Origin of the sequence: Streptosporangium sp. NPDC049046 (assembly GCF_040649155.1) — a bacterium.
Lineage (GTDB): Bacteria > Actinomycetota > Actinomycetes > Streptosporangiales > Streptosporangiaceae > Streptosporangium.
On record NZ_JBEZEZ010000004.1, the window covers coordinates 65,535 to 88,784 of the forward strand.

Sequence of the window (23,250 nt, forward strand, 5' to 3'; positions counted from 1 at the left end):
GGCACTCCCTCACAGAGGAGCCATGAATGCGAGTACGCACCGTCACGATCTGCGCCACGGTCCTGGTCATGGGCGTCGCCGGTACGGCGTCCGCCGGGACCCATCAGGCGCGGGCCGGAGCGAAACAGGCCGGGACCGCGAGCGGCCCCGAGAAGGCCGGTCAACAGAGCCTGCGAAAGCATTTCGCGGTCACCAACCTGGTCTCGGACGTCAGCGGACGGGCCGCGGTCACCGACCCCGCGCTGGTCAACCCGTGGGGACTGGCGATGGGCAAGACCCTCTGGGTCTCGGCCACGGGCACCGGCCTGGCCACCGTCTACTCCGGCGGCGCGGGCACCGTGAAGCAGGAGAAGACCCAGGTCCGCGTCCCCGGCGGCAGGCCCACCGGGCAGGTCGTCAACATGGGCGAGGAGTTCGTCGTGAAGGGGCCCGGTGGTTCCGGGCCGGCCACGTTCATCTTCGCCAGCCCCAGCGGGGCGATCACCGGCTGGAACGCCGAGGCCGACCCCGACGACGCGATCATCAGCGCGTTCGTCAAGGGCGCCGACTTCAAGGGCCTCGCCCTCGCCCAGACGAACCGGGGGCCGATGCTGCTCGCCGCCGACTTCGCCCGCAACCGGATCCACGTCTTCAACGGCGACTTCGACCGGATCTCGATGGGCCGCCGCGCGTTCCAGGACCCCGGCCTGCCGGAGAACTACGCGCCGTTCAACGTGGAGGTCGTGGGCAACTCCGTGCTCGTCGCGTATGCCAAGCGCGACCCCGAGACCGGCAAGTCCGTGGCCGGGCAGGGCAAGGGGTTCGTCAGCCAGTTCAACGGCTCCGGCCGGTTCCTCGGCCGCTTCGTCGCGCGCGGAGCCCTCAACGCCCCCTGGGCGATGACGCTGGCCCCGAAGAACTTCGGCAACCTCTCCGGCGCCCTGCTGGTCGGCAACTTCGGCGACGGCCGCATCAACGCCTACAACCCGCGCAACGGCCGCTCGCTCGGCCCGCTGCGCTCCTCCGACGGCAGGCCCATCACCCTCGGCGGCCTGTGGGACCTGGAGCCAGGTACCGAGACCGTCGGCGGCACGAACTCCCTGTGGTTCAGCGCGGGCAGCGACGGCGGTACGCACGGCCTGCTCGGCCTGATCAGGCCTGGCGGAGCGGCCACCTCGACGACCTCTCCCACGGGCGGTTCCTCCCCCACGCCCTCCTCGCACCCGAGTTCCCACAACTCCGGCAACTCGAACAACTCCGGCTCCAACAACTCCGGTTACAACTACTGACGGACCACCGACGGGCGTCAGGCCCAGGGCTTTCCCGGCGGCGCCGGCACCCCTGCACCAGCGGACCACGAGGCCGAGCCGGCAGATCGGCCCGTACGGATCGCGGGAGGGGTGCCGGCGCCGCGGCGCGTCCGGAAGAGTCACCCTCCATGAACGCGAGATCGCCCGCTTTCCTTTAACCTTGAACGAACGAGGGGAGTACTTCCCAAAGACCGACCCGGTCAGTACGGACGCCCTGTGGCGTCCCCGGACGGTCGCCCGCGAGCCGCGGGTGAAGGAGACCTCGAATGGCCGAGCGCATTCGAGGAGCGAGCATGCCCCCTGACACCCCCTCCCCCTCCGGGCGCCGTCCCACCGGTGTCTCCCCCGGAACGCGGGACACGGCATGAGTGAAGCCCCCCACACCAGCGAGGTGCACGTGATGGCCACCACACCGGCCAGCGGGCCCTCCGCCGGGGATCTGCGCTATCCGGCCGGATCGCTGGTGCTCCTCGCGGGGATCCCCGGCGCGGGCAAGAGCACCCTGCTCGACCGTCTGTACGGGCTGCGCGGCGACGAGAGGGAGCCGGTGCGCGCCGGTGACGCCTTCGTCATCGACTCACGCCAGTCCCGCAACTGGTGGGCCCCCTACCTGGGACCGATCCCGCAAAGAGCCCGCGTCCCGCTCGTGCACACCACCCACGCGGTGCGGATCGCCCGCGCCATGTGGAAGGGGCACGCCGTCGTCGCGCACACCCGCGGCACATGGCCGCACATCCTGTACGGGTTCGCCTGGCTGGCCCGCAGGGCCGGTAACGAGGTCCACCTGATCCTGCTCGACGTGGAGCCGAGGCTCGCCCGCGAGGGGCAGCTCTCGCGCGGCCGGGTCGTCACGAGCGCGACCTTCGCCCGGCACTGCCGCCGCTGGCGGGTGCTCGTCGAGCGTGCTCGCGGCGGCTCGCTCCCCCCCGCGGCGAGCGTCACGATCCTCGACCGTCCCGCCGCGGACCTGCTTCGGACCATCCGCTTCGACGGGCGGCCCTCCGCCCGGCGGGACGGATGACTTTACCTTCGCCTGGCTCTGCGCCTCGTCCGGCCAGGGCAGGTACACAGCGACCGGAAGGAAACCGATGACCGACGTACTGGCTCTCGCCCAGGAGCATCTCAGCCTCGCCAGGGCGAGCGCGCACGGCCGCAGCGCCCACACCTACCTCAACGAGGGCACCCTGCGCCAGGCGGTCATCGCGCTGACCGCCGGGACGGCCCTCGGTGACCACGAGGCCGCGCCGGCCGGTAGCCTGCACGTCCTGATGGGGCGGGTACGGCTCGTCGACGACGAGCGGACCGTCGAGCTCGGCGAGGGCCACACGGCCCCGATCCCGCAGCGGCGGCACTCGCTGGAGGCCGACGAGGAGTCGGTGGTCATCCTCACCAGCGTCGTCAACATCGGCGACTGAGGAGGTTCACGCCCGCCCTCCTCGGGTGGGCACAGCTCTCTCAGGTGAGGGACGAGCACAGGCGCGGGACGGCGGCGCCGATGGGGTCGTGGATCACCTCGTCGGCCAGGTGGTCGTACGGGGTCGGCTCGGCGTTGACGACGACCAGCCGGGCACCCGCGCGCACCGCCACCTCCACCAGTGAGGCCGCGGGCTGCACCCGCAGCGAGGAGCCGACGGCGAGGAACACCTCGCACTCCTCGGCCGCCTCGACCGCGCGGGTGAGGACGACCGGGTCGAGGGACTGGCCGAACATCACGGTGGCCGTCTTGACGACGCCCCCGCACTCGTGACAGGCGGGGTCGCTCTCGCCCGCGTCGATCCGGTCGATCGCCTCGCGTGTGGTGGAGCGAGCGCCGCAGGCGGTGCACAGTGCGCCGAACATGTTGCCGTGCAGTTCCAGCACCCGTTCGGGCGGCGACCCGGCCCGCTGGTGCAGGCCGTCGACGTTCTGCGTGACGATCCACGCGTCCGGCAGGGCGGCCAGGGCACGATGAGCCGCGTTCGGCTCGGCCTCCCACGCGGGGTTGTCGCGGCGCATCAGCCACGAGCGCCGCCGGATCTCGGGATCGGCCATGTAGTAGTCGTAGGTGACGAGTTTCTCGTGGTCAGGGTCCCTGCGCCACATGCCGTTCGGCCCGCGGTAGTCGGGGATCCCCGACTCGGTCGAGATCCCCGCACCCGTCAGCACCGTCACCCTCATGACGAGTGATCCTAGCCAGCCGCAGGCTCGTCCTCGTCGTCGATCAGCAGGAAGTCGGGCCGGTTCTCGCGCCACTCGGGCACGTCCATCGAGTTGAACACCGAGATGAGCTTCTTCTCCTCATAGATGAAGTGCGTCTGCATGATCGCCGACAGCGCCCCCACCTCCTCGCGGACCTTGGCGGCCGTGACCGGGTCCGGTTTCTCCGGGAGGGCTTCGAGGAGTTTCCGCAGATTCCCCAGCAGCCAGTCCAGCTGGTTGTGGTCCGCGCGCAGCTCGGAGAGCACCTTGCGCAGCTCGGGGAACTCCTCGGCGATCATCGGGAACGCGCCCCTGTCCTCACCGGTGTGGTGGCGCGTCAACGCGGTGCAGAAGGAAAGACAGTGGGCACGCAGGTCCCGTGGCGGGAGCCCTTTGCCGTCGAAGTAGTCGTCGACGCTGTCCTGGAGGTCCTCCAGCATCTCGCGAAGCCAGATGTGCACTTCGAGCAACTGGGTGCCCATGGCGGTGAGACGGTCGCCCGCCCCTGAACGTGCGTTCACACTCCTCCTTTTCTACGGGTACTTCCCCGGGAAGCCCTGGGGAGGATGGCGCATTCCGGGTGGTCCTGACGGCGGCCGGAAGCTCAAAGGGGCAGGATGCCGCCGGGCTTGAGGGCTTTCATGGCGATCTGGGAAGTGAGCTTGTCGAGACCGGGCAGGCGGCCGAGCTTCTCCAGGCACAGCTGGCTGTAGGCGTCCATGTCGGGCACCGCCACCCGCAGCACGTAGTCGGGGCGGCCGAACATGCGCAGGCACTCCACCACGTCGTCGATCTCCATCACGGCGGCCTCGAAGGCGGTGACCGTCTCGGCGTCCTGGCCCTCCAGCTCGACGTAGGCGACGACCTGGAAGCCCCGCCCCACGGCCACCGGGTCGATCACGGCACGGTAGCCGGTGATCACTCCGGTCTCCTCCAGGTTGCGGACCCGGCGCAGGCACGGCGAGGGGGTGAGCCGCACCCGTTCGGCCAGCTCCAGGTTGCTCAGCCGCCCCTCCACCTGCAGGAGACCGAGAATTGCGCGATCCGTCACATCCATGACATCGGATGCTAACGGGAGGTCCTCCCCCCGGAAAGTTTGACATCGAATTTTGTTCTACCTGGCATAACCTTGCGGCACTGCAGGAGCGCCGACGACGGGACGACAAACCATGACGATCTTCGCAGACGCCCGTGAGATCTCCCCCGACGACCGCTACCTGCTCGACGAGAGCCAGGTCTTCATGACCGGCACCCAGGCCCTGGTGCGGGTCATCCTCGACCAGATGCGCGCCGACAGGGCCGCGGGCCTGCGTACCGGCGCGATGGTGTCCGGCTACCCCGGCTCCCCGCTCGGTGGCTTCGACCAGGAGCTGGCCCGCTCCCACCGGCACGCCGAGCCGCTCGGCGTCGTGCACCGCCCGGGGCAGAACGAGGAACTCGGCGCCACCGCCGTCTGGGGCAGCCAGCTCGTGCCCGCGCTTCCCCGTCCGCGCACCTCCGGCGTGCTGGGCGTCTGGTACGGCAAGGCGCCCGGTGTCGACCGCGCGGCCGACGCGTTCCGGCACGGCAACTTCGTCGGCGCCCACCCCGAGGGCGGCCTGATCGCGCTCTGCGGCGACGACCCCACCTGCAAGTCCTCCACCCTCCCCTCGGCGACCGAGGGCACACTCGCCACGCTGGGCATGCCGATCGTCCATCCCGGCAGCGTCCAGGAGCTGCTCGACCTGGGACGCCACGCGATCGCGGCGTCCCGGGCCAGCGGCCTGTGGGTCGCGGTGAAGGCCGTCTCCAACGTCGTGGACGCCACCGGCACCGTGGACGTCGGGCGTGACCGGGTCGTCCCGGTCACGCCCGTCGTCGAGTACGAGGGCAGGCCGTACCGGCACGTGCCCGACGCCACCCTGCTCACCCCGTGGTCGCTGGAGATGGAGCGCACGCTCGTCGGCCCCCGCCTCGACCTGGCCCGCGCCTACGCCCGCGAGAACGGGCTCAACCGCGTCACCGCCGATCCCCGCGACGCCTGGCTGGGCATCGTCGCCTCCGGAACCGCCTACCACGACGTCCGCGAGGGCTTCCGCAAGCTCGGCGTCACACCGGAGGAGGCCGGTGTCCGCCTCCTGAAGATCGGCATGCTCTGGCCGCTGGACCCCGAGATCGTCCGGACCTTCGCCCGAGGACTGTCGGAGATCCTCGTCGTGGAGGAGAAGGCCCCGCTGCTGGAGACCTCGATCAAGGACATCCTGTACGGGACCGCCGACGCCCCGCGCGTGCTGGGCAAGCTCGACGAGAACGGCGCGCGGCTCATTCCCCCGCACGGCGCGGTCGACGCCGACCTGGCCGCCAAGGCCGTCGCCTTCCGGCTGCGCCGCAGGGGGCTGACCGACCTCGGCGAACGGGTGGCGAAGGGGCTCTCCGTCATCTCGCGCCCGGCACCGCTCACACTGCTCGCGCCCAAGCGCACCCCCTTCTTCTGCTCGGGCTGCCCGCACAACCGCTCCACCGCCGTCCCCGACGACGCGCCCGTCGGCGCCGGGATCGGCTGCCACACGATGGTGGTGCTCAACCGCGAGGGCAAGGGCACGCTCACCGGCCTGACCCAGATGGGCGGCGAGGGGGCGCAGTGGATCGGCCAGGCACCGTTCACCGACACCCCGCACATCTTCCAGAACCTCGGCGACGGCACCTTCCACCACAGCGGCTCGCTCGCGGTGCGGGCCGCGGTCGGAGCGGGCGTGAACATCACCTACAAGCTGCTCTACAACAGCGCGGTCGCGATGACCGGCGGCCAGACGATCACCCCGGCCCTGTCGGTGCCCGACCTGACCCGCTGGCTGGAGGCCGAGGGGGTGCGCAGGATCGTCGTCACCACCGACGAGCCGGAACGCTACCGGGGGGTCAGGCTCGCGGGCATCGCCGAGGTCCGCGACAGGACGGCACTGGAGGACGCCCAGCGCGAGCTGGCCGCGATCCCCGGGGTGACCGTCCTCGTCCACGACCAGCAGTGCGCGGCCGAGAAACGGCGGCTGCGCAAGAAGGGCGACCTGCCCGACCCCGTCAGGCGGGTCGCGATCAACCAGCGCGTCTGCGAGGGCTGCGGCGACTGCGGGCAGAAGTCCGAGTGCCTGTCCGTGCTGCCGGTGGAGACCGAGTTCGGCCGCAAGACCGAGATCCACCAGTCGTCCTGCAACAAGGACTACTCGTGCGTGGAGGGCGACTGCCCGTCCTTCCTGACCGTGCTGCCCGCCACGAGGAAGGCCGCCTCCCGCGGGCGCGCATCAGTGCCCGCGCCGCCGGACATGCCCCTCCCCGAGGCGCGCACCGGGGACGCCTCGATCAGGCTGGTCGGCATCGGCGGCACCGGCGTGGTGTCGGTCGCGCAGATCCTCGGCACCGCCGCGATGCTCGACGGCAGGCGCTCGCGAGGACTCGACCAGACCGGCCTCGCCCAGAAGGGCGGCACGGTCGTCTCCGACATCCTCATCTTCGACGGTGACGGTGAGCGCTCGGCGCGGGGCGGGGCGGCCAGCGTGGACGCCTACCTGGCGCTGGACCTGATCGGCGCCACCGACCCCGCCCACCTGGCCGCCGCCGATCGTGACCGTACCGTGGCGGTGGTCTCCACCAGCCTGGTGCCGACCGGTTCGATGGTGCTCGACCCGTCCACCCACCTGACCGACCCCGGCTCGCCGATCGCCGCGCTGGAGTCGCGGACCCGGCGCGAGCTGAACGTCTACCTCGACGCCGAGGAGCTGGCCCAGGCACTGTTCGGCGACCACATGCCGGCCAACACGATCATCGTCGGGGCCGCCTGGCAGCGCGGGCTCATCCCGCTCGGCCTGGAGTCGGTCGAGCGGGCCATCCGCGCGGGCGGAGGCAGGGCCGCCGAGCGGACCGTCGCCGCCTTCCACTGGGGCCGCGCGGTGGTCGCCGCCCCCGAGGCCGTGGCGGCGGTGACCCGCCCCGCCGTCCCCGCCGCGCCGCTCCCCGACAGGTCGGCGGCACAGCTGGTCGACGCGGTCGCCGAACCCGGCGGCGAGCTGCACCGGATCCTCACCGTCCGGGTCCCCGACCTCGTCGCGTACCAGAACGCGCGCTACGCCGCCGGGTACGTCGACGCCGTCCGCGCGGTCCTCGCCAGGGAGCGCGAGGTCTTTCCGGACGGCACCGCCGTCACCGAGGCCTACGCCAGGCAGCTGCACCGGCTGATGGCGTACAAGGACGAGTACGAGGTGGCGCGCCTGCACCTGGACCCGGCCGAGCGGGCGCGGATCGCCGCCGAGTTCGGAGAGGGCGCGAAGGTCTCCTACAACCTGCACCCGCCGTTCCTGCGCGCCCTGGGCATGAGGCGCAAGCTCCGCCTCGGCCCCTGGTTCGACCCGGCCTTCCGCCTGCTGTACGGCATGCGCGTGCTGCGCGGCACCCGGCTGGACCCGTTCGGCCTGGGCGGGGTTCGCGCGACGGAGCGGGAGCTCGTCGCCGAGTACACCCGCGACGTGCACCGGGCGCTGGACCACCTGCGCCCGGCGACCGAGGAGCGGGTCCGCGAGCTCGCGGAGCTGCCCGCCATGGTGAGGGGGTACGAGCACGTGAAGCTGCGCAACGTGGCCGCCTACCGTGAGCGCGTGACCGCGCTCCTCGACGACCTGCGCGAGGGCTGAACGTCAGGGCGTGGGGACGACTCCCGTGCCGCCGGCGGGGGGCGACTCCCCGCCGGGCCGCTCGCGCGGCCTCACGGGGACCGGCTTCCCTGTCCGGCCGAGGAGGTCAGCGAACTTGTCGCGACACCTGAGCTCCGTCACCGAGCGCTCCCGCGCGGCCGAGGAGGTCCGGCTCGGTGATGGGGTTCTCGTGGGTGCCCTCCGACGTGCAGGCGTGGGCTCCGGCGACGGCGCCGAGGGGGATGGAGTCGTCGAGGGAGCGGCCGGAGAGCAGCCCGTACAGGACCCCCGAGACGAACGCGTCCCCGGCGCCGTTGCTGTCGGCCACCGGGCCCGGCAGGGGTGCGGCGGGGAAGGCGCGCGGTCCGTCCGCGTCCAGGACGTGGCAGCCCTCGGCGCCCTCCGTGCAGACCACGGCCCTCGCCCTGCCGCGCGCCAGGATGTCGCGCATGACCTCGTCGCGGCGCGGGCCGAGTGCGGTGGCCGACAGGAAGACCAGGTCGGAGGAGTAGGCGAAGTCCCTGTGGTGGTCGTTCTCTCCGTCCCAGTCGTGCAGGTCGGTGGAGACCGACCCGGCGCCCAGGGCGATCCCCGCCGCCGGTCCGGCTCCCGTCCCGGTGCCGCGGACCGGCTCGGGAGCGGTACGCGGGCCGGACCCGTCGCACAGGTCGGGGTAGACGTGCCGGGAGAAGTCGGTGATCGACACGTGGACGTGCCGGGCCGCGCGGACCGCGTCCAGGTAGAGCTCCCTGGGCAGTCGCTCGCCCGCCGCGGCGCGCGGGTCGAACAGCGAGGTGCGCCGCCCGTCCGGGCCGACGAGCAGGACGCTGCGCCGGGTCCCCTGCGGGGCGAGCGCCCAGCCGGTGTCCACCCCCTTCTCCTCGAAGTGGGCCCGGATGAACCTGCCCTGCGGGTCGTCGCCGATCAGGTCGACCAGCTTCACCCTCAGCCCGAGCGCGTGACAGCCGAGGGCGACACCGCTGCCGGTGTTGCCGATCCGGTCGATCACCGGGGGGACCGGGTAGGTGTCGGCGTACGGCAGGGGGAGCGAGGGCACGTAGGCGGTGGTGTCGACGCCGGTACCGCCGATGACGACGACGTCGTGGACAGCGTTCACCGTGTTCACCGTGTTCACCGTGTTCCCTTGACCAGGGGGCCCGAGCCGGTGGAGCGGCGGACGACGAGTTCGGGCTGGAACATCAGCTCGACGTGTTTGGCGCGGACGCCGTTGATCTCCTCCAGGAGGGTCGCCACCGCCGCCGAGGCCATCGCGCCGATGGGCTTGCGCACGGTGGTGAGCGGCGGATCGGTGAACGCGATCAACGGCGAGTCGTCGAACCCCACCACCGACACCTCCCCCGGCACCGACAACCCCCGATCCCGGCACGCCCGGATCGCCCCCAACGCCATCAGATCCGACGCGCACACGATCCCCGTACACCCCCGCGCCAGCAACTGCGCCGCCGCCGCCTGACCACCCTCCACCGAGAACAACGAATGCGAGATCCACTCGTCGACCTCCGTCACCCCCAGCAACTGCGACATCGCCTGCCGATACCCCTCGATCTTCCTGATCACCGGCACGAACCTGCGCGGACCCACGGCGAGACCGATGCGCTCATGCCCGAGGTCGGCCAGATGCTGCACGGCCAGCCGGGCCGCGGCCCGGTCGTCCGGAGAGATGAACGGGGCCTCGACGCGCTCGCTGTAGCCGTCGAGCAGGACGATCGGCAGTCCGCGTTCGATCAGGCGGCTGTAACGGTCCATCTTCGCCGTGGTGTCGGCGTGCAGCCCGGAGACGAAGACGATGCCGCTCACCCCGCGGTCCATCAGGAGTTCGGTGAACTCGTCCTCGGGGGCTCCTCCGGGCAGCTGGGTGCACAGCACCGGGGTGTAGCCGTGCTGGGTGAGCGCCTTCTCGATGGCCTGGGCGAAGGCGGGGAAGATCGGGTTGTCCAGCTCGGGGGTGACCAGGCCGATCAGCCCGTTGCTGCGCTGACGCAGCCGCTGGGGGCGCTCGTACCCCATCAGGTCCAGAGCCGTCAGCACCGCCTGCCTGGTCGACTGCGAGACACTGGGTTTGCCGTTGAGCACCCGGCTGACCGTGGCCTCGCTCACCCCGGCCTGCGCGGCGATGTCGGCCAGCCGTATCGTCGTCCCGTCGGAGCGGGATCGCGAGTTCTGAGGGAGCTCATCGTCCATCAGGAAGTCACCCCACCATGCGGCTGAACCGGGCGCGAACCGATCGGCGTCCGGCACCCTCCATGAAATTCGTTTCTGCAACTTTTCGCAAACTGTAACATTTCAACCCTCGTCTGGCGGTCTGGTCAGGGCTCCCTGTCACTGCTGGTCGTCACGTCGGGGAGCGGAGAAGTAACTAACAGATGAGCGATTTCTAACGACATCTATGGACACGCGGGTAAGTGTCGCGATGTACTACCTCATCAATCACACAGCTGGGATCCGGGCGGGGGCGCCCGGGAGGAACGAGCGCGCATGAGTACCGTCGTTCTCGACAACGTGAGCAAGGTATACCCGGGCGGATACCTCGCGATCGACCGCATGAGCCTGCGGGCCGAGAACGGGGAGTTTCTCGTGCTGCTTGGCCCTTCGGGCTGCGGTAAATCCACCCTGCTCCGGATGATCGCGGGCCTGGAGGAGGTCACCGAGGGAGACCTGTGGCTGGGCGGCACGCTCGCCAACGATCTGGCTCCCCGCGACCGCGACGTGGCGATGGTGTTCCAGAACGGTGCGCTCTACCCGCACCGGACGGTACGCGGCAACCTCTCCTTCCCCCTGGAGATAGCCAAGGCCGACCCCTCGCTGGTGAAGGAGCGGGTGACGGAGCTGTCCAAGGCGTTGCACATCGACGAGACCCTGGAGCGGCGTCCTGGAACGCTCTCCGGCGGCCAGCGCCAGCGGGTGGCGATGGGCCGCGCGATCGTCCGTCAGCCCTCCCTCTTCCTGATGGACGAGCCGCTCTCCAACCTGGACACGGGCATGCGCACCGAGCTCCGGATGGAGATCTCGTCGCTGGTCCGCTCCCTCGGAGTGACCACGATCTACGTGACGCACGACCAGGTCGAGGCCCTCACCCTGGCCGACCGGATCGCCATCATGAACCGCGGCGTCCTGCAGGACGTCGGCACCCCCGCACAGGTCTACAACGACCCGGCGACCGCCTTCACCGCGGCCTTCCTCAGCTCCCAGCAGATCAACCTGCTCGCGGCCACCGTCCGCACCCCGCAGAACCAGTTCATCCTGCTGGACTTCGGCCCGCACCAGATCATGATCCCCTGGACCGATCCCAGGGCGTACGTCATCTCACAGCACGTGGGCCGCCAGATCATCGTCGGCCTGCGTCCCGACTGCCTGGCCCCGGTCCCCGACAGCTTCGAGGGACCGACCTTCCTCGGCCGCGTCCGCGCCCTGGAGTACCACGGCCACGAGTGGCTCGCCTACGTCGAGAGCGGGCTCACCTCCGTGACCGTCCCCGAGCCTCCCGACCCCCGGCAGAAGATGAACGGCATGGGCGTCCCCCTCGTCGGCGGGCGGGTCCGTTCGGTGTTGCGGAGGCTGATGCCCAGTGCCATGTTCGACGAGGACGAGCCCCAGCCGGAGCAGGAGCAGGAGCGCTCCGGCGGCCACCGCCGGGCCGACCTCATCGTCCGTCTGGGCTCCCGGCCGGTCTGGCGGGCGGGAGAGCCCGCCAGGGTGGGGGTCGACGTCACCCGCCTGATGCTCTTCACCATGGACGGCGCCCGCATCGACCCGCCGCAGCGCTGAGACGACACCCACCCCGGCACCACCCCGGCACCGTCGTGGCGGCGGTCGTACGGGCGGGGGCGCCGGTCAGACCGTCCTGATCGTCTCGCCGATCCGGTCGAACAGCGCCTGCTCGCCCTCGGTGTCGGTGCTGAGCGTGACGATGCAGGTCTTGTCCTCGGCGGGCACGTAGTACTGGGTGCCCCGGATGTGGACGCCGTTGGTCTCGAACGAGTAGACGAGCCGTGCCGCCTCCTTGGAGCCGATCGGCACCCTCCTCGCCTCGACGACCTTGGCGCCGAGCTGTTCGAGCTGGGTTCTGGTCTCCTTGATCAGCTGCTCCGTCGAGATCTGCCGGCCGGCCTGGCAGAAGGCGTTGAGGTTGGTGGGAAATCCGTTCGCGGAGGGCCCGGCCGAGGCGCCGCCCGAGGCCCAGAGGCCCTTGTTGTCGACCAGGGTCTGCAGGCTCTCCTTGGCCTGCTCCAGCATGGGCCCCGACAGGCCGCTGTTCCTCAGTCCTTTGTCGAGGTCGTCCTTGGCCAGGTCGAGCGCGACCCAGTCCTTGGGGACCGCGACGACGACGCCGTTGGCGGGCCCTCCGATCAGCTTGAATCCTTCGGGCACGGATGCGGGGCTTCGCGTGGCGGTGGCACCGGGGGTCGCGCCCTGCCCGGGACCGGGGCTTCGCACCGTCTCCAGGCCCCGCGCGGGGGCGGCGTCCACGGCGACCGGTCCCCCGCTCCCGCAGGCCGTACTCACCCCCAGACAGAGCCCGAGCAGGCTCGTCGTCACGACGTGATGGCGCTTAGGCATCAGGCTGCCCTCCTCCCGGACCCGCGAGGGCCCGGTACCGATACGACCTGCGGCGTCTGTCGGGGGGAGAGCTGATGCGGGTGTGGGCGGCGACCATCGCCTCGCCGGGGAGCCGGCCCGCGACGGGCGGGACGGGGCACGACGGGCGGGAATGCCCGGTCACGGGAGTGGCATCAGGCCACTCCTCGTCTTCCTACCCCATAACCGACATATCGGAAACGCTGGCACTCAAGGAGTACGTCCCATGATGGAGACGATCTCCAGGACACGCATGGCACGGTCCAGCTCCGCGCGGTGGAAGGGCGGGCCGTCGGCCCTGGCCAGGATCAGGTGCCGGCTCGTCCCAGGCACCGGCAGGCTCATCAGCTGGTGCCGCCCCGAGCCGAGGACGGCGGGCCTCAGCGTGGCGAGATCGGTCACCTTGACACCGACGAGACCGCTCCCCTCGTCGAACGCCTCGGGTGCCTGCCAGCTGCGGTGCAGGAGCTCTCCGCTCTCCGGCGACACGATCACCGCCCAATCGGCGCTCACCAGGTCGGGCACGGCGTCCACGAGGGTGGCGAAGGCTCTGCCCGGATCGGCGGCGACATGCTTCAGCAGGTCGTAGTCGGGGGCGGCGCCGGGAATCTCCCGGGTGGGCCAGACGCCCTCGACGCGCATCCCGGGGACGCCGGAGAGGCGGTCCCGCACCGTCTCCGCGTCCACGGTGCCGGGCCAGGAGACGGTGAAGTCGTCCATCGCCCGGCCGAGTTCACGTTCCAGCACCGTCACCTGGAGAATGTCCGCGCCCAGCGTGCCGAGCACCCGGGCCGCCTGCCCCAGGGCGCCTGGCCTGTCGGGGAAGGAAACGCGTAGCCGCAACATCATGCCGATCACCTCACTCTGCGCACCAGACTGTCCTAGCCAGGTTTCACGGAGGTTCCAGGGAGATGTCCAAAATAAGACCTGAAATGGGTATAAGTCAGGACTGATAGGCCCCGGCGGCGGGAGACGCGGACAGCGCGGCGCCGGAGAGGTCACGGGCGAGCCCCGTGCCCCCGTACCAGTCGGGGCCGAGCTTGACACCGCGGCCGAGCGCCGGGGAACCGGGGCGCAGGCGCAGGTCCGTCCGGCTCCTGAAACGCGGATCGGCCATGATCGACCGGGGGCCGAGCTTGAACTTGCGGGAGCGGCCCTTGTAGACGCCCGCGTCCTCGTCGGCCCCCTTGCCGTCCTCGAAGCCCACCTCGCCGCCGACCACGATGATGTTGTTGCGCAGCTTCAGGATTCCCGGGGAGCAGCCGTCGTGACAGATCCAGCCGAGGGTTTTACGTGCGGGCAGGTAGACCGAGTTGTGCACCGCGACGGTGCCCTTCACCGGCCCGACCACGTGGCGGGCGCCTCGGGTGACGAGGAAGGCGGCCCTGCGCGAGGAGGTGACCACATTGTGGGCGAAGACATTGTCCGCGGCGGTTTTGCCCTTCTGCGCGCCGAGCTCGACGAAGGTCTCGTTGTTCCTGGCGATGTTGTGGGTGACCCGGTTGCGGTCGCCGTTGAACACCTCGACGGCGGCTCCGTCGGTGCCGTAGTCCTTGCTGGCGGCGTAGCTACCGGTGATCACGTTTTCCGTGACGAGGTTGTCGTCGCCGTTGAGCAGCACCCCGAACGCGCCGGAGTCGTCGTCGCCGCCCTCGGTGTTGACGCTCATGCGGTTGTTCTCGCTCAGCAGGCTGTTCTTGACGACGTTGTACCTGCCCATGAGGTGGACGCCGGTGATGTTGCGTTCGGCGATCACGCGGTCGAGCTCGTTGCGGTTGCCGCTGACCTCGAAACCGGCCCACCGGCAGTTGACGGCCCTCACCCCGACGACCCGCACGTAGGAACCCGTGATCACCACGCAGTCCTCGTCCCTGCCGCTGATCCTCGGAGCCGTGCCCCTGCCGTAGGGCTCGACCACGATGGGGGCGGCGGCGGTGCCCCTGCCGGACAGCGTGAGCACTCCCGGCCAACTGCCGCCGCGCTTGAGACGCACGGTGTCACCGGCGCCCAGGGTGGCGGCGTTCACGTTGTCCAGGCTGCGCCAGGCCGTCGCGGCCGAGGTGCCTGCCGCGGCGTCGTCTCCCGCCCTGGAATCGACGTAGTAAACGGTACCCGCCGCCGCCACGGTGGCCTCGGGTAGTGCGACGAGTATGCCTCCCGCCAAGAAAGCCCCTGCCACCGGAGTGGCCCATCGTCTCGTCGATCTCATCCTGGTACGCTCCATCACCGTCACCACGGGGTGTGTCAGGCGCAGATCTTCGCACACCCGGGGTTTGGTCAGCGATCCCAAGGACGGACCCACAGCCAGCCGTTACTTTCGCTTCAACTGCGGGCTCCTGACAGGTCGGCGACGGTGTGGCTCCCGGCGGCCCAGCCGCCGGGAGGAGCGTCCGTCACGGTCGGGGCGGAGCCACCGGCCCGCCTACCGGCGGCTGCTGCCCGCGCAGCACGCGAGCGCCGCTAGGCCGCCCCCAGCGCGGGGAGGGGCTCGTCGGGGTGCTCGACCGCGATGCGGACATAGCGCTGGAAGGCCCCGGCGAGTTCGGCGGCTGTCCCGGGATCGTACCCGTAGTGGTTGTAGACCACGGCGGCGAACAAGGAGCCATCCCGCTGCTCCTCGACGATCAGCTCGGGAGCGCTGAGGTCGAGTTCGCCCGGGTTCGCCGCCCAGTCGAGCCCCTCCTGTTCGCGGGGGAAGGGGAACGCCTCCGACATCAGGCCGGGGAAGTGCGGGGCGCCGAAGCTCTCGTAGTGGATCCTCGAGGGGAACGGCACCCTCAGCCTGGTCTCCAGGTAGGAGTGGAACTGGTGCGTCACCGCCCCCACCGACACCTCCCTGACCCGGTCGAGCAGCTCGGAGTAGGCGGGCTCTCCCGAGGCGTCGAAGCGCAGGACGAGCGACTGCACCAGGCAGCCGATCAGCGCCTCATGTTCGGGCGCGGTACGGCCCGGCACGGGTGACATCACCACCAGATCCGTCATCCCCGTCCACTGACGAAGCAGCCAGGTCCAGCATGCCGCCACCGCCATGAACGTGGTCGCGCCCCGCGCCTGGGCGGTCTCCCGCAGACCGCGGGCCAGCCCCGCGTCGATCTCGAAGGCGTGCCTGCGCCGGGAGAACAGGGCGGTGTCCCGGCGACCGGGGAACGGCGTGAGGTCGCGGGGGGCGCCGTCCAGGACCCGGTCCCAGTAGGCCCGGTTGCGCGGCCATTGCTCCCGGGCGAAGACGCAGTGGTCGGCGTAGGTCATGGGCAGCGGGCGCAGCGGGCTGGGATGGCCGGTTCGCAACGCCGAGTAGACGACACCCAGTTCCCTGAGCATGACGCCCAGCGAGAACCCGTCGAAGGCGAAGTGGTGCACGGCGAGAACCAGCACGTGGTCGTCCTCGCTGACCCGCACCACCAGCGCCCGGACGAGCGGGCCGCGCAGCACGCTGTCCAGACGCATGCGCTCCTGCCAGACGATCCGCTCTGCGTCGCGCTCGCGCTCCGACGGCGTGTCACCGGAGGCCGCGACCTCGGCTACCTCGGGAGGCAGCTCGTCCGCGACCAGGACCTGCCCCGACGCGGTGACGACGGTGCGCAGCGGCTCGTGCCGGGCGATCACCGCCTCCAGTGCCCGGGTGAGGAGCGGCACGTCGAGGGCGTCACGGATACGGATCGCGGTGGCGCAGGATCCTATGTCGCGGACCGGATCGCCCTCGAACATCCAGTGCAGGAACTCCTCCTGCTGGGTGCTGAGCACCGTTCCTTCGCCCGTCTTCGGAGCGGCCGCGGCCGGGGTGGCCGAGGCGCGGGCGTCGTCGATCCAGCGGGCCTGTCCTCCCAGTTCAGGCCGGTCGAAGGCGAGGGCCGGGGTGACAAGCACCCCCAAACGGTCACCGATCAAGGAGGCCAGCTGGGCGGCCCTGAAGGAGTCGCCGCCCAGCTCGAAGAAGTTGTCGCCCGGGGCCACCTCGGAAACACGGAGCACCTGACGCCACAGGGCGCCCAGCTCCGTCTCTGTGCTCTGCGCGGTCATTCTTCCTCCAGCAGGTCTCGGCACGGGGTCATGGCCTCTTCCAATCGAGGACGGTGGGGCCGTGCGCGGCCAGGTCGCGCCGGACGGCCCGGATGAGGTCGGCGCACTCTTCGAGCGCGGGCACAGACAAGAGCAGTTCGGCGGCGGAGGGGTGGTTCCAGAGCAGATCCTCCAGCAGGTAGCGCCAGTAGGCCGGACGCAGCTCGGGGAACTGGCGCAGCAGGCGCTTCTGATTCCAGGTGTGGTGGAACCGGTCGGCGTAGGAGGGCCCGTCCCACTCCTCGGTCTCCACGATCCAGAAGCGCTCGGTGACCGGGCGCGGGTCCACGCCGAGGGAGCGGGCGACCGCGGGGGCGATGCGCTGCTCGGCGAAGGTCTGGCGGACGATCGGGTCGGTGCTCGAAGGGCCCGCGTTGCCGGTCATGAACGCCATCGCCGCCTCGGCGTACTCGGCGCGGTGCCGGTCGTCGAGAAAGACCGAGACGGCCATGTTCGCGGCCGGGGTGTCGAACGTCCAGCGGGACAGGTCCAGGCCCGCGGGATTGGGGATCTCCTCGATCGGCGGGTAGACGGAGTTGCCGACCGACTCCCAGTGCGCGAAGACGAACCCCCCGCGCTCCAGGTGGTCGATGGGTCGGCGCAGGTAGAAGTCGGTGTCGACCACGGCGAACGGCGCGGCTCGCGACAGGGCCGCATGGCTCTTGCCCGCCGCGAAGTACAGGAGCGGGTCGACGTCAAGGGCGTCCAACTCGTCCAGGTGGGTGTCGACCCGGTCGTAGAGCACGTCGAGCCCCTGCGCGGCGGTGTAGGAGGCTCCCAGCTCGTCGGTCACCAGTTCGACGCCTCCGTGGAAGGTACGCCAGGCATGGACGCTGTGCACGCAGGTGAGGATCTCCTCGACCGGCACCCCATAGGGGCCGTTCTCCAGCGCCCGGTCCCGATGGCGGCGGAGGCCGGCCCGGTACGGGCCGGTCCAGTTGACGTGGACTGCGGGGACGGTCAGGGACACTGGACCGGCTCCTTTCTCGTCGTTCTTGCGTCCGGTCCGGCCCTTCGGCTCAGGGCCTCGATACCGACGAGGTCGTCTGCCACGGCGTCCGGCACCTCGTCGTCGAAACGGGAAAGCGCCCGGCTGCGCAGCGCGCCGGCCACGATCAGTGCGACCAGCAGGCCGCATACGATGTACATGAACGCGATGCCGCGACCCGGCCCCACCCCGATGACCGCACCCGCCGTATCGGCCAGCAGGCCGCCCGGCAGGAACATCGGCTCCAGCAGGCGCTCGCCGAACGGCGCGATCAGGACCACGCCGAGCGGAATCGTCGACAGCGCGACCATCTGGTTGAGCGCGAAGACCCGGCCGTGAAACCGCTGGGGCACCTTGACCTGGACGATGGTGGCGTAGACGCCGTTGACGAGCGCGAGCGAGCAGGACACCCCGAACGCACCGGCTCCGACGAACAGCAGCGACTCGTGCGCACCGGTCACCAGGCAGCAGGCCGCCAGCGCCAGCGTCCCCATCAGCACGCCGAACATCCGGCGGCGCGCCGGTCCACCCCACACGCTCATGACCAGGCCGCCGGTCACCGCGCCCGCGCCGCCGAGCAGTGCTACGAACCCGGCGTCGCCGAGCGTCCCGAAGGAGAGCACCAGCGGTGAGAAGAGCAGGAACACCGGGGAGAGCACCAGGTTGAAGAGCGCGAAGAAGACCAGCATGGCCCGGAAGCCGGGCCGGCCCATCTGCAGCCGGAATCCCCCGGCGATCTCCGCCGCGACGGACTCGTGGCGCTCACCGGCCAGCCTCGCGGGAAAGGCGACGCAGAGCAACACGATCACCCCCGCGACGTACCCGGCGACGTCGAGCACCAGGATGCCTCCCAGCCCGGTGAGCGCGAGCAGTCCCACCGCGCCAAGCGGCGCGATGAACTGCGCCACGCCTGTGGTCGCTTGGACCACCCCGTTGGCATGCCCGAGATAGCGTTTGGGGACCAGTTGCGGGATGGCCGAGATGTAGGCCAGTCGCTGGAAGGTCAGCGCGACGGACAGGGCGGTGAGCAACGGGTACAGGTGCCAGACCTCCAGGCCGCCGCTCCACACCAGGATGCCGGTGATCAGCTGTACGACGAGCGCCGCGACGTTGCCGCCGAGCATGACGGCCCGCCTGCTCGATCGGTCCACGATCGCTCCGGCCAGCGGGGCGACCAGGATTCCGGGAATCAGCGCGAGCATCTGAAGCACGGCGAACCGGGTGAGCGATCCGCCGTCCAGGTAGGTGGAGATGGGAATCGCGAACTCGGTGAGCGTGGCGCCCACGATGGTGACCAACTGCCCGACCGCGATCGTCAGGAATCGCGCCAGGCTCGGTTCGGGCGCTTCCCCATCTCCCGCCCCGCTGGAGCGATCCAGGCCAACCGGGGCGTCCGGGGCGCCGGAGGTGGCGGCGAGGCGCCAGGTACCGCTGGTGGATTCCGGCGGCCCCGCCCCTGGCGCCGGAGGTTCCACGAGGGCCGGGTGGACCGTGGTGACGATCTCGGCCAGTTCCTCGGCCCGGTACTTGAGGAAGTAGTGGCCCCCCTCGTCGAGCACGGCGAGGGCGGTACGGGGCGACAGGAAACCCCACTCGGTGTAGCGCTCGCGGTGGAACTCGGTGCTGGGGTCGCGCTCGCCGACCACCGAGACGATCGGGGCCCTCAGCGGTTCCGCCCCCTCCTCGACCAGCCGGGTGAAGTAGTCCTCCGCCTCGCGGGAGTCGTGCCGCATGTTGCGCACGACGAACGCCAGCTGCTCCTCGGTCAGCCCGGTCAGGTCGGCCCCCATGCCGGTCAGCCAGTTCACCTGGCCCCGATCGGCGCGCAGCCGTTCCAGCCTGGTGAGACGTGCCCAGCGACCGAGCACGCCGCGGGTGGGCCGGGCGAACGGGAACAGCCCTCCGAGGTAGACCGCCTCAAGCGGACGCCCCGCGGCCTCCACCTGGCGGGCGATCTCGACGGTCAGCGCGCCGCCCACCCCGCAGTGACCGTAGAGCACCAGTGGCCCGGACACCTTGGCCAGGATCTCGGTCACGCACTCGGCGGCAACCTCGGCCAGCGGGCGTGGCTCCTCGGCCAGCCCCAGGTCGTGTCCGGGCACCGCCACCGCGTGCAGCGCGCACCCTGCGGGCAGGGCGTCGGCGAGCGGCTGGTAGACCACCGCACTGCCGCCGCCGTACGGCACGCACACCAGGGACAGCTCGGGGGTGGCGATCGAAGGTGTCAGCTCGTACAGCAGGCCGCGCGGCCCGCTGTCGTCCGACTCGACGAGGGCGGCCAGGGCTCGCGGGCTCGGATGGCCGAACAGGTCCATCACACTGATCGGCCGCATGCCGTCCAGGCTCCGGCGGAGCCTGGCGACCACCCGCACGGCGAGCAGCGAGTGCCCGCCCAGGTCGAAGAAGTCGTCCACGGCACCGACCCGTTCCACCTCGAGCACCTGCGCGAACGCCGCCGCGACGGCCTCCTCGACCATCCCGGAGGGCGGCTCGAACTCCCCGGTCCGATCCGGTCCGGTCGCCCCGGGGTCGGGGAGCGCGGCCCTGTCGACCTTTCCGTGCGACTTCAGCGGCAGCCGCTCCAGCCAGACGTAGCGGGTCGGCACCATGTAGTCGGGCAGCACGGTCCGCAGCCGCCCGCGCAGCTCGGCCACGCCCGATCCGGCGGGTGCCTGGCCGGCCCCCTCGGCCTCGGGTGTCCCGGATGTCCCGGATGTCCCCGCCGCGACCAGGTAGGCGACCAGTTCCAGTGCCCCGGGCCGGCCGCGGGCGTCCACCACCGCGTGAGCGACGCCGGGGAGGGCGCGGAGTGCCTCGTCGACCTCGGCCAGCTCGACCCGGTACCCGCGGATCTTGACCTGGAGGTCGCGGCGGCCCAGGAACTCCAGGTCGCCGCTGGGTAGCCTGCGTACCAGGTCACCGGTGCGGTAGAGCCTGCCCCCCGGCTCGCCGTAGGGATCGGGGACGAAGGCGGCGGCGGTCAGGTCCGGGCGGCCGAGATACCCGCGTGCCAGCCGGTCGCCGCCGAGGCAGAGCTCACCGACCACGCCGATAGGCACCGGCCTGAGGCCGGCGTCCAGGACGTAGGCCCGGACATGGCCGAGCGGTCGCCCGATCGGGGTGATCGGCCCCCGGACGTCGTCCTCGGCCCCTACCTCGTACGTGGTCACGCCGACGGTCGCCTCGGTGGGGCCGTAGTGGTTGACCACCCGGCAGACGCCGAGGGCAGCCAGCTCGCGGGTCCACTCCCAGGCCGAACCCTCGCCACCGAGGATGAGCATGCGGCGGGGCAGGATCCGGCGCGGGTCGACCTCGGCGGTGAGCGCCCCCAGGTGTGAGGGGGTGATTTTCAGGTAGTCGATCCCCACCCGGTCCGCGTAGTCGGCGAGGTCAGGGCCGGAGATCCGTGACGGGACGAGGTGCAGGCATCCTCCCGTAGCCAGGGCCAGGTAGAAGATCGTGACTCCGAAGTCGAAGGAGAGCGACTGCAGCAGGGCGTACTGGGCGCCGTCCACGATCTCGAATCGCTCGCGCACGTCGGCGAGGTAGTTGAGGACCTGCCTGTGCTGCACGGCGACGCCCTTGGGCAGGCCGGTCGAGCCCGAGGTGTAGATCACGTAGGCCAGGTCGTCCGGCCCCGTTCCCCCGGGCTCCCGAGGATCCGCGAGAGCCGCGGGATCTTTGGGGTCCACGACCTCGCCCCCATCGAGCAGAACCGTGACCTGGGCGCGGAGCGGATCCGTCAGCGCCGGAGCGGTCACCAGCACCGTCGCCCCCGAATCGGCAACCAGGTGGGCGAGCCGGTCCGCAGGCTGCTCCGGGTCGAGCGGCAGGTAGGCGCCCCCCGCCTTGAGCACGGCCAGCACGGCCACCGCCAGGTCAGGGGAATGCTCCAGGCAGACGGCGACGCGGGTGTCCCTGCCGACCCCGTGACCGCGCAGCACCCGGGCGAGCCGGTCGGCTCGGGAGTCGAGTTCACCGTAGGTCAGCTCGGTGGCGCCGAAGACGACCGCGACGGCCTCCGGTGAGCGGGCCGCGGCACGCTCCACGAGCCCGTGCAGGGTGGTGACCCCCTCGGCGGCGCCCCGGCCTGAGGCCCCGCCGTTCCATCGTTCCAGGATGAGCTCACGCTCGTCCTCATCGAGCAGTTCCAGCTCCGACAGCCGGGTGTCCGGGGCACCGGTCGCGCAGCGCAGGAGGTTCTCGAAGTGGGCGGCGAGCCGTTCGGCGGTGCCGGGTTCGAACAGGTCCGCGTTGTAGGAGAGGTGCGCCCGCAGCCCGTCGCCCTCGTGTCCGATCTCCAGGGAGAGGTCGAACTTGGACAGGGCGAAGCCGCCCTCGAACAGCTCGGTGGTGATCCCGGGCAGCGGTAGCCCCTCCTGGTGCCGGCCGTGCAGGACCAGCTGGGCCTGGAAGACCGGGGTTCGCGACAGGTCCCGGTCCACCCCGAGCTCGTTGACCAGGACGTCGAAGGGCGTGTCCTGGCGCTGGTACGCCTCCAGCGCCATCGCGCGGGTACGGCGCAGCAGGTCGCGGAAGGTCGGATCGCCCGACAGGTCGCCCCGCAGCACGAGCGTGTTGACGACGAAACCGATCATTCCCTCCAGCTCGGGCCGGTCCCTGGCCGCGACCGGGGTGCCCAGGCAGATGTCCTCCTGCCCGGTATGGCGGGCCAGCAGTGCCTGGAAGGCCGCGGTGAGCGTCATGAACAGCGTGCAGCGCTCGTGCCTGGCCAGCCCGGCCACCTCGGCCGCCAGCGGCCCCGAAATGATCCGCGAGACGTAGGCGCCGCGCGCGGTCCTGATCCGGGGACGCGGGCGGTCGGTGGGCAGCGCGAGAACCGGCGGATCGGCGAGCTTGGCCCGCCAGTAGCCCAGGTCCTCCTCGGCGAGGGCCTCGCGGCGGGCCACGGCGTACTCGGCGTACTCGGCGTACTGTAGTGCGGGCGGCGGAAGCGGGGAGGGCAGCCCCGCAGCGAACGCCTCGTACAGGGCGGTCAGCTCGCCGCGGAGTACGCCCAGTGACCAGCCGTCCACCGCGATGTGGTGGACGACGAGGCAGAACACGTGGTCGCCGGCGGCCAGCCGGAGAAGGACGGCGCGCAGCACCGGCCCTGCCGCCAGGTCGAACCCCCGGTTGGTCAGCTCGGCCACCAGCTCCCGCGCTCGAACGACCGGGTCCGGCACGGACTCACCGGACAGGTCGACCCGCTCCAGGCCGGGGCCGGACTCCTCGGCGACCTGGACCGGCCGGCCTTCCACGCTCGGGTAGCGGGTGCGCAGCACCTCGTGCCTGGCCACGACCTCGTCGAACGCGCCGGCCAGCGCCGCGGCGTCCAGCGGTCCGCGCAGCCGTTCCGAGACGTAGACGTTGTAGGCGGCGTCACCGGGGTTGAGCTGATCCAGGAACCAGAGCCGTTCCTGGCCTGGCGAGAGCGGGACGCCGTCGGAGCGGGCGGCGTCCCGCAAGTGGGTCAGCACGT

General features: G+C 71.1%; 16 protein-coding genes. 5 read left to right on the forward strand and 11 right to left on the reverse strand.

Annotation, left to right across the window (positions count from 1 at the left end; all coding sequences use genetic code 11):
* Nucleotides 1–26: 26 nt before the first annotated feature.
* From AB0B96_RS06780 to AB0B96_RS06790, 3 genes are all read left to right on the forward strand, one after another.
* Nucleotides 27–1,268 carry a TIGR03118 family protein gene (locus tag AB0B96_RS06780; protein WP_362896943.1) on the forward strand — a complete coding sequence of 414 codons (1,242 nt, stop codon included), beginning with the start codon at nucleotides 27–29 and terminating at the stop codon, nucleotides 1,266–1,268.
* A 385-nt stretch (nucleotides 1,269–1,653) separates the two neighbouring features.
* The gene (locus AB0B96_RS06785; RefSeq protein WP_362896944.1) at nucleotides 1,654–2,310 is read left to right on the forward strand and encodes an AAA family ATPase; all 657 of its coding nucleotides are present in this window, start codon (nucleotides 1,654–1,656) and stop codon (nucleotides 2,308–2,310) included.
* 67 nt (nucleotides 2,311–2,377) lie between these two features.
* Complete coding sequence (locus tag AB0B96_RS06790; protein WP_362896945.1) at nucleotides 2,378–2,704, forward strand: cupin; 327 nt, start codon at nucleotides 2,378–2,380, stop codon at nucleotides 2,702–2,704.
* A 40-nt stretch (nucleotides 2,705–2,744) separates the two neighbouring features.
* Here the strand turns inward: AB0B96_RS06790 and AB0B96_RS06795 are convergent, their stop codons facing one another.
* The 3 genes from AB0B96_RS06795 to AB0B96_RS06805 form a co-directional block, all read right to left on the reverse strand.
* On the reverse strand, nucleotides 2,745–3,446 hold the full coding sequence (locus AB0B96_RS06795) for an NAD-dependent deacylase (protein WP_362896946.1): 702 nt from the start codon (nucleotides 3,444–3,446) through the stop codon (nucleotides 2,745–2,747).
* 11 nt (nucleotides 3,447–3,457) lie between these two features.
* A complete protein-coding gene (locus tag AB0B96_RS06800) occupies nucleotides 3,458–3,988 on the reverse strand; it encodes a hemerythrin domain-containing protein (RefSeq protein WP_362896947.1) in 531 nt (176 codons plus the stop codon).
* 83 nt (nucleotides 3,989–4,071) lie between these two features.
* A complete protein-coding gene (locus AB0B96_RS06805; protein ID WP_362896948.1) occupies nucleotides 4,072–4,524 on the reverse strand; it encodes an Lrp/AsnC family transcriptional regulator in 453 nt (150 codons plus the stop codon).
* Nucleotides 4,525–4,636: 112 nt separating this feature from the next.
* On the opposite strand from AB0B96_RS06805, the gene AB0B96_RS06810 reads away from it, so the two are divergent.
* On the forward strand, nucleotides 4,637–8,125 hold the full coding sequence (locus AB0B96_RS06810; protein ID WP_362896949.1) for an indolepyruvate ferredoxin oxidoreductase family protein: 3,489 nt from the start codon (nucleotides 4,637–4,639) through the stop codon (nucleotides 8,123–8,125).
* A gap of 106 nt (nucleotides 8,126–8,231) precedes the next feature.
* On the opposite strand, the gene AB0B96_RS06815 is transcribed toward AB0B96_RS06810, so the two are convergent.
* Nucleotides 8,232–9,242, reverse strand: coding sequence for a carbohydrate kinase family protein (locus tag AB0B96_RS06815; protein ID WP_362896950.1), 1,011 nt, complete (start codon nucleotides 9,240–9,242; stop codon nucleotides 8,232–8,234).
* Between the two features lie 14 nt (nucleotides 9,243–9,256).
* Nucleotides 9,257–10,327 (reverse strand): LacI family DNA-binding transcriptional regulator, encoded by a 1,071-nt coding sequence (locus AB0B96_RS06820; RefSeq protein WP_362896951.1) that lies wholly within the window; start codon nucleotides 10,325–10,327, stop codon nucleotides 9,257–9,259.
* Between the two features lie 294 nt (nucleotides 10,328–10,621).
* Here AB0B96_RS06820 and AB0B96_RS06825 point away from each other — a divergent pair, with 294 nt between their 5' ends.
* Complete coding sequence (locus AB0B96_RS06825) at nucleotides 10,622–11,911, forward strand: ATP-binding cassette domain-containing protein (RefSeq protein WP_350949274.1); 1,290 nt, start codon at nucleotides 10,622–10,624, stop codon at nucleotides 11,909–11,911.
* 66 nt (nucleotides 11,912–11,977) lie between these two features.
* On the opposite strand, the gene AB0B96_RS06830 is transcribed toward AB0B96_RS06825, so the two are convergent.
* From AB0B96_RS06830 to AB0B96_RS06855, 6 genes are all read right to left on the reverse strand, one after another.
* Nucleotides 11,978–12,703 carry a hypothetical protein gene (locus tag AB0B96_RS06830; RefSeq protein WP_362896952.1) on the reverse strand — a complete coding sequence of 242 codons (726 nt, stop codon included), beginning with the start codon at nucleotides 12,701–12,703 and terminating at the stop codon, nucleotides 11,978–11,980.
* 228 nt (nucleotides 12,704–12,931) lie between these two features.
* Nucleotides 12,932–13,570 carry an amino acid-binding protein gene (locus tag AB0B96_RS06835; RefSeq protein WP_362896953.1) on the reverse strand — a complete coding sequence of 213 codons (639 nt, stop codon included), beginning with the start codon at nucleotides 13,568–13,570 and terminating at the stop codon, nucleotides 12,932–12,934.
* Nucleotides 13,571–13,664: 94 nt separating this feature from the next.
* Nucleotides 13,665–14,885, reverse strand: coding sequence for a right-handed parallel beta-helix repeat-containing protein (locus AB0B96_RS06840; protein WP_362896954.1), 1,221 nt, complete (start codon nucleotides 14,883–14,885; stop codon nucleotides 13,665–13,667).
* A gap of 296 nt (nucleotides 14,886–15,181) precedes the next feature.
* Nucleotides 15,182–16,741, reverse strand: a complete 1,560-nt coding sequence (locus tag AB0B96_RS06845) for a condensation domain-containing protein (protein WP_362896955.1) — start codon at nucleotides 16,739–16,741, stop codon at nucleotides 15,182–15,184.
* 28 nt (nucleotides 16,742–16,769) lie between these two features.
* Nucleotides 16,770–17,750, reverse strand: coding sequence for a DUF6734 family protein (locus tag AB0B96_RS06850; RefSeq protein WP_362896956.1), 981 nt, complete (start codon nucleotides 17,748–17,750; stop codon nucleotides 16,770–16,772).
* Nucleotides 17,741–23,248, reverse strand: a complete 5,508-nt coding sequence (locus tag AB0B96_RS06855; RefSeq protein WP_362896957.1) for an amino acid adenylation domain-containing protein — start codon at nucleotides 23,246–23,248, stop codon at nucleotides 17,741–17,743. The genes AB0B96_RS06850 and AB0B96_RS06855 overlap by 10 nt, the downstream gene beginning before the upstream one ends.
* Nucleotides 23,249–23,250 lie beyond the last annotated feature (2 nt).

Coding starts and splice junctions, on each gene's coding strand:
- AB0B96_RS06830 (WP_362896952.1), bottom strand. CDS start 12,703: ATGCCTAAGCGCCATCACGTCGTGACGACGAGCCTGCTCGGGCTCTGT.
- AB0B96_RS06845 (WP_362896955.1), bottom strand. CDS start 16,741: ATGACCGCGCAGAGCACAGAGACGGAGCTGGGCGCCCTGTGGCGTCAG.
- AB0B96_RS06835 (WP_362896953.1), bottom strand. CDS start 13,570: ATGATGTTGCGGCTACGCGTTTCCTTCCCCGACAGGCCAGGCGCCCTG.
- AB0B96_RS06805 (WP_362896948.1), bottom strand. CDS start 4,524: ATGGATGTGACGGATCGCGCAATTCTCGGTCTCCTGCAGGTGGAGGGG.
- AB0B96_RS06780 (WP_362896943.1), top strand. CDS start 27: ATGCGAGTACGCACCGTCACGATCTGCGCCACGGTCCTGGTCATGGGC.
- AB0B96_RS06825 (WP_350949274.1), top strand. CDS start 10,622: ATGAGTACCGTCGTTCTCGACAACGTGAGCAAGGTATACCCGGGCGGA.
- AB0B96_RS06795 (WP_362896946.1), bottom strand. CDS start 3,446: ATGAGGGTGACGGTGCTGACGGGTGCGGGGATCTCGACCGAGTCGGGG.
- AB0B96_RS06790 (WP_362896945.1), top strand. CDS start 2,378: ATGACCGACGTACTGGCTCTCGCCCAGGAGCATCTCAGCCTCGCCAGG.
- AB0B96_RS06820 (WP_362896951.1), bottom strand. CDS start 10,327: ATGGACGATGAGCTCCCTCAGAACTCGCGATCCCGCTCCGACGGGACG.
- AB0B96_RS06785 (WP_362896944.1), top strand. CDS start 1,654: ATGAGTGAAGCCCCCCACACCAGCGAGGTGCACGTGATGGCCACCACA.
- AB0B96_RS06810 (WP_362896949.1), top strand. CDS start 4,637: ATGACGATCTTCGCAGACGCCCGTGAGATCTCCCCCGACGACCGCTAC.